Annotated in this window: 10 protein-coding genes and 3 pseudogenes; 8 read left to right on the top strand and 5 right to left on the bottom strand. The window is 68.6% G+C overall.

All coding sequences use genetic code 11. The features are described from left to right. Positions 1–1,555: 1,555 nt before the first annotated feature. On the bottom strand, positions 1,556–2,773 hold the full coding sequence (locus ACFJIX_RS03350) for a transporter (RefSeq protein WP_377161584.1): 1,218 nt from the start codon (positions 2,771–2,773) through the stop codon (positions 1,556–1,558). Positions 2,774–2,880: 107 nt separating this feature from the next. Here ACFJIX_RS03350 and ACFJIX_RS03355 point away from each other — a divergent pair, with 107 nt between their 5' ends. Then, positions 2,881–3,501: a chalcone isomerase family protein gene (locus ACFJIX_RS03355; protein ID WP_377157744.1), complete on the top strand. Its 621-nt coding sequence runs from the start codon at positions 2,881–2,883 to the stop codon at positions 3,499–3,501. 9 nt (positions 3,502–3,510) lie between these two features. On the opposite strand, the gene ACFJIX_RS03360 is transcribed toward ACFJIX_RS03355, so the two are convergent. Then, entirely contained in the window at positions 3,511–3,753 is a 243-nt protein-coding gene (locus ACFJIX_RS03360; protein ID WP_377157746.1) for a glutaredoxin family protein, read from the bottom strand. A gap of 102 nt (positions 3,754–3,855) precedes the next feature. Here ACFJIX_RS03360 and ACFJIX_RS03365 point away from each other — a divergent pair. Then, a pseudogene (locus tag ACFJIX_RS03365) lies at positions 3,856–5,126 on the top strand (helix-turn-helix domain-containing protein). Between the two features lie 101 nt (positions 5,127–5,227). Then, positions 5,228–5,891 (top strand): annotated as a pseudogene (locus tag ACFJIX_RS03370) (hypothetical protein). Positions 5,892–5,904: 13 nt separating this feature from the next. Here the strand turns inward: ACFJIX_RS03370 and ACFJIX_RS03375 are convergent. Next, positions 5,905–6,852 carry a GlxA family transcriptional regulator gene (locus ACFJIX_RS03375; RefSeq protein WP_377157747.1) on the bottom strand — a complete coding sequence of 316 codons (948 nt, stop codon included), beginning with the start codon at positions 6,850–6,852 and terminating at the stop codon, positions 5,905–5,907. A gap of 107 nt (positions 6,853–6,959) precedes the next feature. Between ACFJIX_RS03375 and ACFJIX_RS03380 the strand changes: the two genes are divergently transcribed. Beyond that, entirely contained in the window at positions 6,960–7,766 is an 807-nt protein-coding gene (locus ACFJIX_RS03380) for an SDR family NAD(P)-dependent oxidoreductase (protein WP_377157748.1), read from the top strand. Between the two features lie 134 nt (positions 7,767–7,900). Here the strand turns inward: ACFJIX_RS03380 and ACFJIX_RS03385 are convergent, their stop codons facing one another. Both ACFJIX_RS03385 and katG read right to left on the bottom strand, forming a co-directional pair. Next, positions 7,901–8,545 (bottom strand): CAP domain-containing protein, encoded by a 645-nt coding sequence (locus tag ACFJIX_RS03385; RefSeq protein WP_377157750.1) that lies wholly within the window; start codon positions 8,543–8,545, stop codon positions 7,901–7,903. Between the two features lie 181 nt (positions 8,546–8,726). Then, positions 8,727–10,923, bottom strand: a pseudogene (katG, locus tag ACFJIX_RS03390) (catalase/peroxidase HPI). A 411-nt stretch (positions 10,924–11,334) separates the two neighbouring features. Between katG and ACFJIX_RS03395 the strand changes: the two are divergent. From ACFJIX_RS03395 to ACFJIX_RS03410, 4 genes are all read left to right on the top strand, one after another. Beyond that, positions 11,335–12,006, top strand: coding sequence for a hypothetical protein (locus ACFJIX_RS03395; protein WP_377157752.1), 672 nt, complete (start codon positions 11,335–11,337; stop codon positions 12,004–12,006). A gap of 194 nt (positions 12,007–12,200) precedes the next feature. Beyond that, positions 12,201–12,860 (top strand): peroxiredoxin, encoded by a 660-nt coding sequence (locus tag ACFJIX_RS03400; protein ID WP_377157753.1) that lies wholly within the window; start codon positions 12,201–12,203, stop codon positions 12,858–12,860. Between the two features lie 162 nt (positions 12,861–13,022). Then, the gene (locus ACFJIX_RS03405; RefSeq protein ID WP_377157755.1) at positions 13,023–13,904 is read left to right on the top strand and encodes a hypothetical protein; all 882 of its coding nucleotides are present in this window, start codon (positions 13,023–13,025) and stop codon (positions 13,902–13,904) included. A gap of 300 nt (positions 13,905–14,204) precedes the next feature. After that, positions 14,205–14,819: a hypothetical protein gene (locus ACFJIX_RS03410; protein ID WP_377157757.1), complete on the top strand. Its 615-nt coding sequence runs from the start codon at positions 14,205–14,207 to the stop codon at positions 14,817–14,819. The last annotated feature ends 103 nt before the right edge of the window (positions 14,820–14,922 follow it).

Genomic DNA, 14,922 nt, shown 5'->3' on the forward strand with positions numbered 1-14,922 from the left:
CCTGCGGTCGGTTCATCGCGTGATGCGCCCCGGCGGCGCGTTCATCGTGCGCGATCACGACGTGCGGGATCCCGACCTCGGCGCACTGGTGTCGCTGGCTCACACGGTCTTCAACGCAGGTCTGGGGCGAGACCTGGGAAAGCAACGTCGCCGAGCGTCGTCACTTCGCCTCGGGCCAGGACTGGGTGGATCGCCTGCGCGACGCCGGGTTCGAGGACAGCGGCCATCGCGTGTTGCAAGCCAACGACCCGACGATGAACACGTTGTTCTGCTTCATCAAGCCGGCGGAGGTCGCATGAACACACGGTCGACACGACACTCGCCATCGCCCTCAAGCGCGCGCGGCTGGTTCACCGGAGCCCGGGTCACCCTGTCGATGCTGGCCATCGGGATCACGGTGGCCTTCGGCGGAGCCGGCATCGTCGGCGCCGCCGAGCCGATGGCGCCCCGTGCGTCGCAGATCGCCGCGGCCGTGCCGGAGACGCCGGTCGAGGATCGACGGACGCCCGACCAGACCTTCCTCACCTTCCCCGAGTGGTACCTGGTGCACAGCCCGGCGGAGTACGCCGCGTGGCTGCACCGCAGCGATGCGCCGAGCCGTTTCCCGCTGTTCGCGCACATCGGGCAGTTCTGGCAGTCGTACGGCGCGATCAATCGCGAGATCGAGCGCTATCCGTTCAACGGCGGCTACCACCTGATGGTGATGGTCATCGGCGTCAGCACGACGGTCGAGTACGCGCTCAAGGGCGCCTACGAGCGCACCATCGGCCGCATCGCCGAGGGCTTGCGCGGCACGGGCGGTCCGGTGGACGAGGAGCGTTTCGCGGCGCGGTACGCGCAGGACTACGTCGACTTCATCCGCATCGACCCCTGGTACAAGTTCGACTTCGCCTCGCAGCTGAAGGCGCTGTGGCGCGACGTGCCGATGACCGGTCCGAACATGGCGCGCAAATGGGAGCGCCGTTATCTGCTCACGACCGAGCTGCTCGTCAAGGAAGGGTATGCGCGACTGATCAAGCTGGGCACGCAGACGATCTACGACGCGCCGAAACCGGTGACCGCCGTGTGGCTGAGCCACGCGCCCGACGATGCAGCCGAGCGCGCCGCGCATCCGGACTTCATCGTCCCGCCGATGTCGGCGCCCCCCGTCCTCCTCGGCGCTGGGACCGATCTACGCGACGATCCCGCGCTACGAGGGCTTCACCACCTACAGCCGATGGCTCGCCCGGCAGGACGTGGACTTCCTCAGCGTCGCCGGCAACACCGGCGAGATCGTGGTCAGCGAACTGGTCCCGCAAGCCTGGCGGCCGACCGGCACGCGGCTGCTCTTCGAGCAGCCCATCCTCACGCGACCGGGCACCAAACGCGCGGTCGTCGCGGTGCCGATCGCGCGTCTCGCCGACGAGCTCAGGCGGGCCGACCGAGCCGGCGACGACATCGAGCACATCTACGACTTCTGACGCCTCCGACGGCGAGCTGCGCCGGCATCACCCGATGCGCTGCCGCATCGTGGCGACCGGCGATCGGCGATCAGCCGTCGCCGTCGCCGCGGCGATCAGTTCAACCGGTAGTTCAGACGCAGCCAGGTGATGGTGCCCTCGGGGCGGTTGCGCACCGAGAACTCCTTCATCACCTTGAAGTCGACGCCCCATTCGCCGCTCTCGGCCAGGTAGGCGATCAGCGGGCCGGCCGACAGCGCCTGCACCTTGTTGGCGCCGGCATCGCCGCCGCGATCGGCGGTGAACTGCTTGAGCACGTAGCCCTGCACGCCCACCTTCCACTGGTCGTTCAGCTGGTAGGTGCCCGACCAGTCCGCATGCAGGTACTGGCCGGAACGCACGCCCGTGTCGTCGTTGCGCGTGTTGAAGGAGTAGGTCGCGCGCAGGCCGACGGCCAGGCCGTTCTCCCACACGCGCGAGGCCACCAGCAGCGGCTTGAACGTCCAGAACTTGCCGGCGCCCGGATTGACCGGACGGTCCGCGTCGTACGAGCCCATCGGCGGGTTGAACGCGACGCCCAGCGCGACGCGCGATTCATCCTGCTGCCAGTCGATGTAGGCGGCCAGTTCCGGATCGGCCAGACCGCTGCGCTTGCCCGACAGCGCGCCGCCGGCGGCAGCCAGCTGCTGGTTGATCTGCGCTACCGCGGTCGGCGGCAGACCGGCGGGGAGCACGGTGCTCAGCGTGAAGTCGTTGGTCTGCTTGACCAGCGGGAACGCGGCGGAGAAGCCCAGGCGGCCGTCCATCACGATCTTCTCGGTGACCCAGGTGATGCGCGGGACGAAGACATCCGCCTTGATCGAGCCGTTCACCGTCAGCGGCAGCGTGCCGACACCGGGGATGGTCAGCGAGCGCGTCGGCGTGTTGCCGTCGGCGTCGCGCAGCTTGTCGGCCTCGTAATGCTGGTACCAGGTCTGCAGGTAGACGCCGGGGAACTGCGGCGTCGAGATCTCATAGGACGGCGCGCCGAGCAGCGCGCGCACCTGGCTGTTCTCGGTGGCGTGCGCGGTGCCGGTGACGGCGACCAGCGAAACGAAGGCGGCGGCGAGCGCGGACGGGCGCGCGCGGAGAAGGTCGATGGACACGGGGATCCCTCCGGGGAGTTCTGGATTTTCGAATCGGGGCGCATCGTGCCAGCGGAACAGGCCGGGGCTTGTGCCATTCGTCACATCGGGCATCGGATTAGAGGCACGGCCCCAGTTTCCGGGGCTGACGCGCCACACCCCGCCGCGCTTTAATCCGGTCCGCAACGCGCCCGCGATCGCCGTCACCATCGGCCTGAACTCGCGACGCCCCGAGCCACGACCTCACTTGCCACCGCATCGGCCGGCTCGCGGTTCCCTCTCACAACATGACGCGTCACGCCTCGAGGAGACAATCCATGCACCGTTCCGCCCTTGTCCGTCCCAGCCTTGTCCGTTCCTTCCGGAACACCCTGTTCATCGGCCTGGCCGCGATGTCCTCGTTCGCCTTCGCGGCGGAGGTGGAAGTCGAGGGCTTCAAGTTCCAGGACACCGCGCTGCTGCACAACCAGACGCTGCAGCTGAACGGCGCCGCGACATCGAGCATCCTGTCGACGCGCTCGACGGCGGTGGCCTTCTATCTGCCGAAGAAGCAGACGACGATGGAAGCCGCGGTCGCCGAGAAGGGCGCCAAGCGCATCACCTTCTACATGATGCGCGACGTGTCCTCGCGCGACCTGGCCAACGCGATGCTGGACCGGATCCGCCAGAACGCGGCCGAGGAGTTCTCGAAGAACATCATCCAGACCTCGCAGCTGGGCGTCGTCTTCGGCAACCGCGCGAAGCTGCTCAAGGGCGATCTGGTCACGATCGACTACGACCCCGCGAAGCAGACGACGGAGTTCAGCGTCAACGGCCAGAAGGTCGGCGACACGATCCAGGGCGAGAGCTTCTTCCCGATGATGATGAAGGTCTGGATCGGCCCGAAGGTTCGCGGCAGCACGCGCGACGGCCTGCTGGGCATCGCGCCGGCGAAGTGATCGCGGGGCTCAGCGGCCCAGTTGCTTCAACGCGGCCTGCAGGCCGGTGACGCCGCCGACGCGCTGGTCGTTGATGAACACCTGCGGCATCTGGCGCACGGACGGGCCGCACTTCTCGTAGAAGGCCAGGCGCTCGGCCTCGTCGTCGATCAGGATCTCCTGATACTCGATCCCGCGGGACTTGAGCAGACTCTTCGCCGTGTCGCATTGCGGGCAGGCGGACTTCGAATAGACGACGATCTTCAGTTCCATGGGGCACGAGTGTATGCGTGGCCTCCGGAGAATGCCGACCAGGGGTCTCCCTGAGTTCCGGGGCGTCGGGGCCCGCATCGCCGGCGCTTAAGCTCCGCCCCCATGGACGCCCTGATCACCGCCGCCGCCCGCTTCCTCGCCGCCGGGGATGCGTTGAGCGCGCTGCAGCGGGTGGCCCTGCGCGACGATCCGCCGGCGCTTGCGCTGCGAGGCATCGCGATGGCGCAGCTCGGCGAGCATCCACGCGCCCGCGAGCTGCTGCGTCAGGCCGCCAAGGCCTTCGGGCCGAAAGAGGCTGTCGCCCGCGCGCGCTGTGTCGTGGCGGAGGCCGAGGTCGCGCTGGCGATGCGCGATCTCGGGGATCCGACGCGCCCGCTGCTGCAGGCCGCCGCGACGCTCGACGCGCACGACGACCGCGCCAACGCCTTGCAGGCCCGCCTGATCGCCGCGCGCCGCCTGCTGCTGCTCGGCCGGCTCGACGACGCCACCCAGGCGCTGCCGGCCGCGGATCTGAGCGGCCTTCCCCGATGCTGACGGCCATGGCGGCGCTCGCGGCGGCGGAACTCGCGATGCGCTCGTTGCGCAGCCGGGACGCGCTGCGGGCGGTCGAACTCGCCCTCGTGGCCGCTCGACGGTCCGGCGTCCCGGCGCTGATCACGGAGGCCGTCGAGCTGCGTGCCGCGCTCGACCAGCCGGTCGCCCGCCGCATCGATGCGGGCGAAGCTCGGGCGTTGACACTCGACGAGGTCGAGGACCTGCTCCGATCGCCGGCCCTGGTGGTCGATGCCTGCCGCCGCGCGATCCGCGGCACGGGCCTGGCCATCGATCTTGCCCGGCGGCCGATGCTGTTCACGCTCGCTCGCGTGCTGGCCGAAGCCTGGCCCGGCGACGTCGGGCGGGAGACGCTGATCCTGCGGGCCTTCCGGACGAAGCATCCGGACGAGACGCATCGCGCGCGACTGCGCGTCGAGCTCGGCCGGCTGCGCGCGCTGGTGGCCCCGGTCGCCCGCATCGAGGCGACGCCGGCGGGCTTCGCGCTTCGCCTGGACGGCGCCAGCGCCGTCGATGTCACCGTCGGCGGCCTCGCGGACAAGCGTTCGGAAAATCGCTCCGCCGTGGTCCTCGTCCCCCCGATCGAAGGCGAGCTCGCGTCCTTGCAGGCCCTGCTGGCCGATGGCGCGCCGTGGTCGACCTCGGCGCTGGCCTTGGCGCTCGGCGCGAGCCAGCGGACCGTGCAGCGCGCGCTGGCGGAACTCGAAGCCGCGGGGCGCGTGCGCGCGCTCGGCCAGGCCCGCGCGAAGCGCTGGCTGGCGCCGCCGATGACGGGAATCGCGACGATCTTGTTACTCCCCGCTCTGCCGCCCGCTGGATAGATTGAGGTCCATGCGGCGACGGTTTCGCCGTACAGGAGAACACGATGACCACGACGACTGCGCCCACCCACACCGCTTGCGATCCTCATGCCGAGGCGTGCATGGCGTCCAACGCGCACCTGCCCGCGGCCCATGAAGCCGAGGTCATGCGCGAGTTCGGCCCCTACCCCGGCGCGCCCGCCGTGCATGGCGTGAGCCACGACGGCGACCGCGTCTGGGCCGCGACGGCGCTGGGCCTGCTGGCGATCGATCCGGCCACCGGCGAGGTCCAGCGCACGCTGCCCTGCGCGGCGGATGCCGGGACGGCATTCGACGGGCGCCACCTCTACCAGATCGCTGATTCGCGGATCCAGAAGATCGACCCGGGAGAACGGCCGCGTCGTCGGGTCCATCCCCGCGCCGTCGGGTCAAGGGAGCGACTCCGGGCTCACCTGGGCGGAGGGCAGCCTGTGGGTCGGCCAGTACCGTGATCGCAGGATCGTGCAGATCGACCCCGAGACCGGCGCGGTACGGCGCACGATCGAGTCCAACCGCTTCGTCACCGGCGTGACCTGGGTGGACGGCGAGCTGTGGCACGGCACCTGGGAAGGCGACGAGAGCGAATTGCGCCGCGTGGACCCGGTGGACGGCGCCGTGATCGAGCGCCTGGCCATGCCGGCGAACATCGGCGTCAGCGGGTTGGAGTCGGACGGTGCCGGACTGTTCTATTGCGGCGGCGGCAACAGCGGGAAGCTGCGCGCCGTGCGGCGACCGGCGCGCAGCTGAGACACGCGCGGCTTCAGTCGGTCGCTCGAGCGCTCCGTCGCACCGCCTGCGGCGGCACGCCGAAATGCCGGACGTAGACCTCGCGGAGGTGGCGTCGATCACGGAAGCCGGACTCGCGCGCGACGACGTCGAGCGAATGCCGGCTCTGCTCGATCATCAGTCGCGCCGCCTCGAGCCGCAGCCCTTCGACGGCCTTGGCTGGCGGCATCCCGGTCTCCGCCGTGAACACGCGGCTGAACTGGCGCGGGCTGAGGGCGGCCACCTCGGCCAGTTCCTCGACCGACAGCGTCTTCGCCAGATTGGAGCGCGCATAGCTCAGCGCGTGCTGGATGCGGTCCGACTTGGGCGCGAGGTCCAGCATCTCCGAATGCTGGGACTGCCCGCCGCTGCGGCGCTGCTGCATCACCAGCTTGTGCGCGACGGAGCGCGCGAGCTCGTCGCCGAGGTCCTTCTCGACCATCGCCAGCGCCAGGTCCAGTCCCGCCGTCATGCCGGCCGAGGTCCACACCGGGCCGTCGACGATGAAGATGCGGTCACTGTCGACGTCGATGTCGGGATGGCGCTCCTGCATGGCCCGCGCGAAGTGCCAGTGCGTCGTGGCACGCCGGCCGTCCAGCAGCCCGGCCTCCGCGAGCACGAAGGCCCCCGTGCAGACCGCGGCGATGCGGCGCGCGTGACGATCCGCGCGCTGGAGGAAGCGCAGCACCTCCTCGGGCGGCCCCACCTCGATGGGATCCGACACGCCGGCCACGATCCAGGTGTCCGCGCGCGTCGCCGAAGTCAACGGCCGCGTCGACACGGTCACGCCCATCGATGAGCGCACCTCGCCACCGCCTGGCGAATAGCAGGCCATCTCGTAGAACGGGGGGCCGGCCACGAGGTTGGCGTACTCGAACACGGCCTGCGTGCCCAGCGCCAACAGCTGGAAGCCTTCGTTGAGGACATAACCGATGCGATGCATGGCACGAATCATACCCTTCTACGTCATTTACGCCATGCGACCTGATTCCTACCATGGACGTACTTTCAGCCAATACCGGCTTTAGGCTTTCATCGAAGGAGTCCTCCATGACCACGTCCCCCGCCACCCGCCCGGGCACCGCCCTCATCACCGGCGCGTCCACCGGCATCGGCGCCGTGTACGCCGACCGTCTCGCGCAGCGCGGCTATGAGCTGATCCTCGTCGCCCGCCAGCGTGACCGTCTGAGCGCGCTCGCCGACGCCCTGACGACGAAGTACGGTCGGGCCGTCGAGGTCCTCGATGCCGATCTGGGAGATGCGGTGCAGCGCCGGCGCGTCGAAGACAAGCTGCGCGAGGACGCGAGCATCACGCTGCTCGTCAACAACGCCGGGATCGGCACGCACACGCCGCTGCTGGAGAGCGACGTCGACCGCATGACGCAGATGGTGGAGCTCAACGTCACGGCGCTGACGCGGCTGACCTACGCAGCGGTCCCGGGCTTCGTGGCGCGCGGCCAGGGCGCGGTGATCAACATCGCCAGCATCGCGGCGATCGCGCCGGAGATCTTGAACGGCGTCTACGGCGGCAGCAAGGCCTTCGTGGTGGCGTTCAGCCAGTCGCTGCAGCATGAACTCGGTGCCAAGGGCCTGCGCGTGCAGGCGGTGCTGCCTGGCGCGACGGCCACGGACTTCTGGGCCATCGGCGGCCGGCCGGTGGAGCACCTGCCGCAGGAGATCGTGATGAGCGCCGAGGACATGGTCGACGCCTCGCTGGTCGGCTTCGACCGCGGCGAGCTGATCACGATCCCGGCGCTGCACGACGAGTCGCAATGGCAGGCCTACGAGGGCGCGCGCCAGGCGATGTTCGGCGGCCTGTCGACCAGCGTGCCGGCGCCGCGTTACGCGAAGGTCTGAACCTGTCTTGCTCCCTCTCCCGCTTGCGGGAGAGGGTGGGGGGTGAGGGGCAGCGGCGGTAAAAGTACTGAAGCCTTCCAACGCTCTCCCGCGCTTACGGGAGTGGTGGTGCTGCGCGTACTGCGAGGCGCCGATTACCGAGGCTTGCCCAGGTCCATCACCCAGTACTTGCTGTACGTGTTGGCCGACGAAGCCGCCGGCCGGCAGGCGACGCCGACGTCGACGAAGTTCGCCGACATCAGGTTGGCGCAATGGCCCGCGCTGTTGCGCCACGAGTTCATGACCGACTCGACGGTCTGCTGTCCGGCGGCGATGTTCTCGCCGGCGGCGGCCCAGGCGTAGCCCGCGTTGGTGATGCGGGTGGAGAAGCTGCGTCCGTCCTGGCTGTCGTGGCTGAAGTAGTTCTTCGTCGCCATGTCCAGCGCGTGGGCGTCCGCGGCCGCGGTCAGCTTGTCGTTCCAGACCACCGGCCCCACGGCGGGGAAGTTCCCCGAGGTCCCGCAGCTCGCGCCCGACGCGCGCAGCGCGTTGATGCGGGTGAGCAGGTCCTGCTTGAAATTGGGCAGGTCGCAGGTGCCGGCGACGAGGGGAGGATCCGTCGGCCCCGGGCCGGTCGGGTTCGTGGGATTGGTCGGGTTGGTGGGCGTCGTGACGGGATCGGGGGCCGGCGCATCGCTGCCGCCACCACCGCACGCACCCAGACCCAACGCCAGGAGGGCGGCAACGATCATCGAAGTGGGGAACTGCCGGTGGCCCGGCTTCTTGGAAGGGACGTCCATCCCACCATCTTAGGAAACGATTGGAAAGAATTCTGGAACCAAACGTTCCAAAGGGTCAGCGGGCGAGGCCGCCGAGCCCGAGGTGTAGCCGATTTGCCTACACCGTAGCCAGATTGCCTACAGCCGCCCACCCGGGAAGCTGGGGCCGCCGACCCTCCCGGGTGGGCGGCCCCGCGTCCGCTCAGATCAGGTCGTAGCGGTCCAGGTTCATCACCCGGGTCCAGGCCTTGACGAAGTCATTGACCAGCACCTTCTCGCCGTCCTTGGACGCGTAGACCTCGGCCAGCGCGCGCAGTTGCGAGTTCGAACCGAACACCAGGTCCGCCGTCGTGGCGGTCCACTTCGCGGCGCCGGACGTGCGGTCCCGGCCCTCGAGCACGCCGTCGTCGCTCGTCGACTTCTGCCAACGCGTCCGCATGTCCAGCAGGTTGACGAAGAAGTCGTTGCTCAGGGTCCCGGGCCGCGTCGTGAGGACGCCGTGCTTCGTGTGGCCGACGTTGGTGTCCAGCACCCGCATGCCGCCGACCAGCGCCGTCAGTTCCGGCGCGCTCAGCGACAGCAGCTGGGCCTTGTCGATCAGCAGCTCCGCCGTGTGCTTGACCAGGTCCTTGCGCACGTAGTTCCGGAAGCCGTCGGCGGCGGGCTCCAGGTAGGCCATGGATTCGACGTCGGTCTGGTCCTGCGACGCATCGGTGCGGCCCGCCGTGAAGGGCACGACGACGTCATGCCCGCCCTGCTTCGCCGCCGCCTCGATGCCGGCGGAGCCGCCCAGCACGATCAGGTCGGCCAGCGAGATCTTCTTGCCGCCGGCCGCGGACGCGTTGAACTCCTTGCGCACCGTTTCCAGCTTGCTCAAGACCTTCTCGAGCTCGCTGGGCTGGTTCACCAGCCATTCCTTCTGCGGGGCGAGGCGGATCCGCGCGCCGTTGGCGCCGCCGCGCTTGTCACCGCTGCGGAAGGTCGCGGCCGAGGCCCACGCCGTCGACACCAGTTGCTGCACGGTCAGGCCGCTGGCCAGCAGCTTGGCCTTGAGGGCGGTGACGTCCTGGTCGTCGACCAGCGGATGATCGACCTTGGGGACCGGGTCTTGCCAGATCAATTCTTCCTTCGGCACCAGCTTGCCAAGGTAGCGCGACAGCGGGCCCATGTCGCGGTGCGTCAGCTTGTACCAGGCGCGCGCGAACGCATCGGCCAGCTCGGCCGGGTTGTCCTTGTAGCGGCGGGAGATCTTCTCGTAGGCCGGGTCGACGCGCAGCGCGAGGTCGGCCGTCGTCATCATCGGCGCATGCTTGCGGTTCTTGTCGTGCGCGTCGGGCACCGTGCCCGCACCCGCGCCGCCCTTGGGCGTCCATTGGTGCGCGCCGGCGGGGCTCTTGGTCAGTTCCCACTCGAAGCCGAACAGCGTTTCGAAGAAGCTGTTGTCCCACTTCGTCGGCGTCGGCGTCCAGGCGCCCTCGATGCCGCTGGTGATCGTATAGACGCCCATGCCTTCGCCGAGCTTGTTCTTCCAGCCCAGGCCCTGGTCCTCGACGTCCCCGCCCTCGGGCATCGCGCCGACGTGGTGGACCTCGCCCGCCCCGTGCGCCTTGCCGAAGGTGTGACCGCCGGCGACCAGCGCGACGGTCTCCTCGTCGTTCATCGCCATGCGCTTGAAGGTCTCGCGGATGTCGCGCGCCGACGCGGCCGGATCGGGATTGCCGTTCGGGGCCTTCCGGGTTCACGTAGATGAGGCCCATCTGCACGGCCGCCAGCGGGTTCGCGAGGTCGCGATCGCCCGCATAGCGTTCATCGCCGAGCCACGTGGTCTCGGGGCCCCAGAAGACGTCGGTCTCGGGTTCCCAGACGTCGGTGCGCCCGCCGGCGAAGCCGAAGGTCTTGAAGCCCATCGATTCCAGCGCGACGTTGCCCGCCAGGATCATCAGGTCGGCCCAGGACAGCTTGCGGCCGTACTTCTGCTTGATCGGCCAGAGCAGGCGGCGGGCCTTGTCGAGGTTGCCGTTGTCGGGCCAGCTGTTGAGCGGCGCGAAGCGCTGGGCGCCGGTGCCGGCGCCGCCGCGGCCGTCCTGCACGCGGTAGGTGCCGGCGGAGTGCCAGGCCATGCGGATGAAGAACGGCCCGTAGTGGCCGTAATCGGCGGGCCACCAGTCCTGGGAGTCCGTCATCAGCGCGGTCAGGTCCTTGACGACGGCGTCGAGGTCGAGGGTCTGGAACTCATGCGCGTACTTGAAGTCCTCGCCCATCGGATTCGTCTTGGACGAGTGCAGCGACAGGATGGAGAGGTTGAGCTGTTCGGGCCACCAGTCCCGGTTGCCTTTGGTGCCTGCCACCGCATGGTGGTGGGTTCCGCCCGAGAACGGGCACTTCGATTCGCCTGACATGTCTTCCTCCTGAGTTGAACCTTGGGGATCAGTCCGCTAGTCCGCCTGCAGCGTGCGAGCGCGGTCGAGTCTAGAACTCGCTCAGTGAGAGCGGCAACAGTCCGGGTCAATCGGAGCGATAGTTTTTTTGACCGGTGCCACAATCCACTCCTTTCATCCCTTGGAGCCCCTCGTGGACAGTGCCCCCAGTCCCATCGCGACGCGAGCCGGAACGGCCGTCGCACGACTGACGCGCTGACCCGGCTCCGGTGGCGCGCAGCGTCGCGCCGACCTTCTTCTCCTGTCGCATCGATCGCCTTTCCGAGGCAACCGTCGCCAATGCGCGACGACTCACCCGATCCGATCCATCTTGAACCGCGCCGTCATCACACCTCAACGGGTGTGAGGGACAGTGCGCGCAGGAGTCTTTCCATGCCCTTCTTCCTGCTGGCCCTGCTGGCCGGCCTGCTGCTGCCTGCCCCCACCTTCGCCGCGGGCGGACACCACGCCGTCGACGACGCCGCGATCGTCGAATCCGGCCAGTGCAATCTCGAACTCTGGGCCGAGCGCTCGAACCTCGACCGCCGCCAGCTTCAACACGCCGGCCTCGGCTGCAACCTGCTCGGCGCCGAAGCCGAACTCAACGTCGACCGCGAGACCGCCCGGTCGGCCTCCTCGCTCCACCTGCATGGCGTGCAGCTCAAATGGGCGACCGGACTGACGCCGCAACTGGCGATCGGCCTGGTCACGGCGCTGGGGTGGCAAGACCAGACCCCGCGCTCGCAACAATCCTTGCTGGTGCCGCTGACCTGGACGCCGCGCGAGGACCTGGCCTTCCATGTGAACGTGGGACGCACCCTGCGCAAGGGCGCGGACGATCTCACCCAACGCGGCATCGCCGCCGAGTGGCAGATGACGCCGGACTGGCAGGCGCTGGCCGAGCACTTCCACGATGGCCAGCGCCCGCTGACGCGACTCGGCCTGCGCCGCACGCTTAACGACCGGCTGACGCTGGACCTGAGCTTCGCGCGGACCACCGCCACGGCGCATGCGCCGAAGGAAGGCTGGTGGACAGTCGGCGCGAACTGGACCTTCGGCCAGTGAGCATTCGCTCCGCGCATGAGTAAAGTCGCTGGTCGAGTAAGGCCATTGGGCAGACTCTGCCCGTCGTCAATCTGGAGGACAAGAATGTCGCTCCCCCCTGCCGGACGCCCCCGACGGCTGGATTGACGACGAGAATCGCCCGGCCTGTCCGATCGTCCACGAGGGCGACGGCACTTTCAACCTTGGAGCCCACCATGTCTCTGCGCATCAACGACATCGCCCCGAACTTCACCGCCAAGACCACGCAGGGGGAGATCGATTTCCACAGCTGGATCGGCGACAGCTGGGCCGTCCTGTTCTCGCATCCGAAGGACTTCACGCCGGTGTGCACGACCGAACTGGGCTACATGGCCAAGATCGAGCCCGAGTTCACCAAGCGCAACGCCAAGCTGATCGGCCTGTCGATCGACCCGGTCGAGAACCACGCGAAGTGGGCCGCGGACATCGAGGAGACACAGGGCGCCGCGGTGAACTACCCGATGATCGGCGACACCGACCTGGCGGTGGCCAAGCTCTACAACATGCTGCCGGCCGAGGAGCCGGGCACGTCGGAAGGCCGCACGGCGGCGACGAACGCGACGGTGCGTTCGGTGTTCATCGTCGGTCCGGACAAGAAGATCAAGCTGACGCTGACCTACCCGATGACGACGGGCCGCAACTTCGACGAGATCCTGCGCGTGCTGGACTCCATCCAGCTGACCGCCAAGCACCGCGTCGCGACGCCGGTGAACTGGAAACAGGGCGACGACGTGATCATCGCGGGCTCGGTGTCCGACGACGAAGCCAAGACGATCTACCCGGAAGGCTGGAAGGCGCCGAAGCCTTACCTGCGCATCGTCAAGCAACCGAAGTGATCGAGCGCGTCCTGCGCGCGTGCCTGCGCGCATGACCCGACCCCCGATGCACCGCAAGGCCGACGTTCCCTCCGATGGGGGGCGTCGGCCTTTCTGCTTCCTGCGTCGATAACATCCACGGCGTCAATGCGGCGGACGACCGCATCGCAGGGAGTCAGGAAGATGAATCACCCACGCCGCTGGATCGTGGCGAGCGGGCTGCTGCTGACCGGCGCAGCGATTGCCGTGCAGCTCTGGCCCGAATCGCCGAAGGCCGTGCAGGCCGCGACGGCCACCCCGCCCACCGTTGCTCAGCCGCCGGCCTCCGTACCGCAGCGCGCCTCCGAGCCCGACGCCGCGAAGCCCGAGAAGGCGGCGCCAGCCCCCACCCCGGCTCCAGCCGCGGCGAGCGGCGCCACAGCCAGGACAGACCCGGCATTCAAGCCGCCCGAGATGCAGGACTTCGGCCAGATCGTGCTGATCGGCATGCACGGCGGAACGCCGAAGCAGGCCGGCGAGGCCGCGTTCGTGCTGCAGACCTGTCTGGAGACCTCGTTGTACGACCTGCCGGGCGACGCCAGGAGATCGGGACTGCCGGATGCGCAGCGCAACGGCAGGATCGCCGCCGCCGAGTGGCTCGAAGCCCAATGCAAGTCGATCACACCGGAGATGCAGGCACAGCGCGGCGCCCTCGCGGCGCGCGCGGTGGAGGCGGGCGTGAGCGGCGTGTCGTTGATCTACGGCCGTTCCGTCGACTACCGTCCGCCCGAGCCGATGCGGGATCGGCTGCTGGACGCGATGAAGACCGATTTCCGCGATGGCGCCCGCCACCTCCCCGATGAACTTGGCTTCAACGGCATGAAGTTGGGCATGTCCAAGACGGAAGCGCGCGCCTACCTCCTGGTGGCCATCTCCGAATCGCCGGAAGAGATCCGGCGGATACGCGAGACGATCTTCCAGGAAGGCCCGTTCCGCGACATGTCCGAGGAGGAGATCCGCGAGGCCGAAACGCTCGCGGAGCGCCTCAAGCAGGAACGCAAACCACCGAAGCGACGGACTGGATGAGCGCCTTGAACGAACGTCCGAAGGCCCATGGACGCAGAGCCCTCCTCGCGGGCGGCGTGCTGCTCATGATCGGCGTCGCGGCGGCCACCACCTACTTCCGGGCCGATCCCTCGTCGGCGGAGCAGGTGTCCTCTGACATGCCGGCGGCGATCACACCGGGCACGCCGGGACGATCGGCCAGCGAGGCCGCGCTCCCGCAGGCGGCGGCGCCGCCAAGCGCCCCCGCCGCGTTCAGGCGCGGCCAGCGCCGGCAAGGCATCCTTTGCCGTCCCGACACCGGGTATCGGCGCCTCCGCCGCGATGCGGGACTACGGCCAGATCGTGATCGCGGCCGTCAACGGCGGCACGCCGAAGCAGCTCGGCGCAGCGGTCAAGCTCATGTCGATGTGCCGCTTCAATCCGGAGCTCCTGCAGATCATGGAGAAGATGAAGTCGGAAGGCCGTTTCTTCGGCGATACGGACGGCACCGCGATGCGGCATTTCAACGAGCAGGGTCGGAAGTGCCAATCCATTCCCCCGGATCTCATGGCTCGCGAAAAGGAGATTGCCGAACGGGCCTTGCTCGGTGGCGCGCGAGGGGTTGCCATCATCTATGCCGGCCTCGTCGACTTCGATCCGCCGTCATCGATACGACGTCCCTTGGGCGAGGCCTTGCGAGCCGACTTCCTCGAGGGCGATGACATTGCGCCGCTGCAACTCGCGAAACATGCCGACCTGTTTGAACTCACCCGCATCGAGACACGCGCCTACGAGATCGCGTTCGAAGCCCAGAAACACCGGATGAAGGATTCCTGGAATCCCGACGGATTCGCCAAGCCCGTGCCCGCGCTCACCGCAGACGAACAGCGCCAGGCCGAAGTGCTCGCGCAAACTTGGCTGCAGAGCGTCAAGAAGCCGAAGATGCCCTGGGAATGAGGTAGCGCAACGTCAACGACCCCGACATGAGCTTCACGGCCCCGATCGCAAGGACCCGCGGTTCGTGTTCTCGAACCGAGTCGCAGACGCGCGCCGCAGACGC

This window comes from Roseateles sp. UC29_93 (assembly GCF_042695725.1).
Classification (GTDB): Bacteria; Pseudomonadota; Gammaproteobacteria; order Burkholderiales; family Burkholderiaceae_C; genus Roseateles; species Roseateles noduli_A.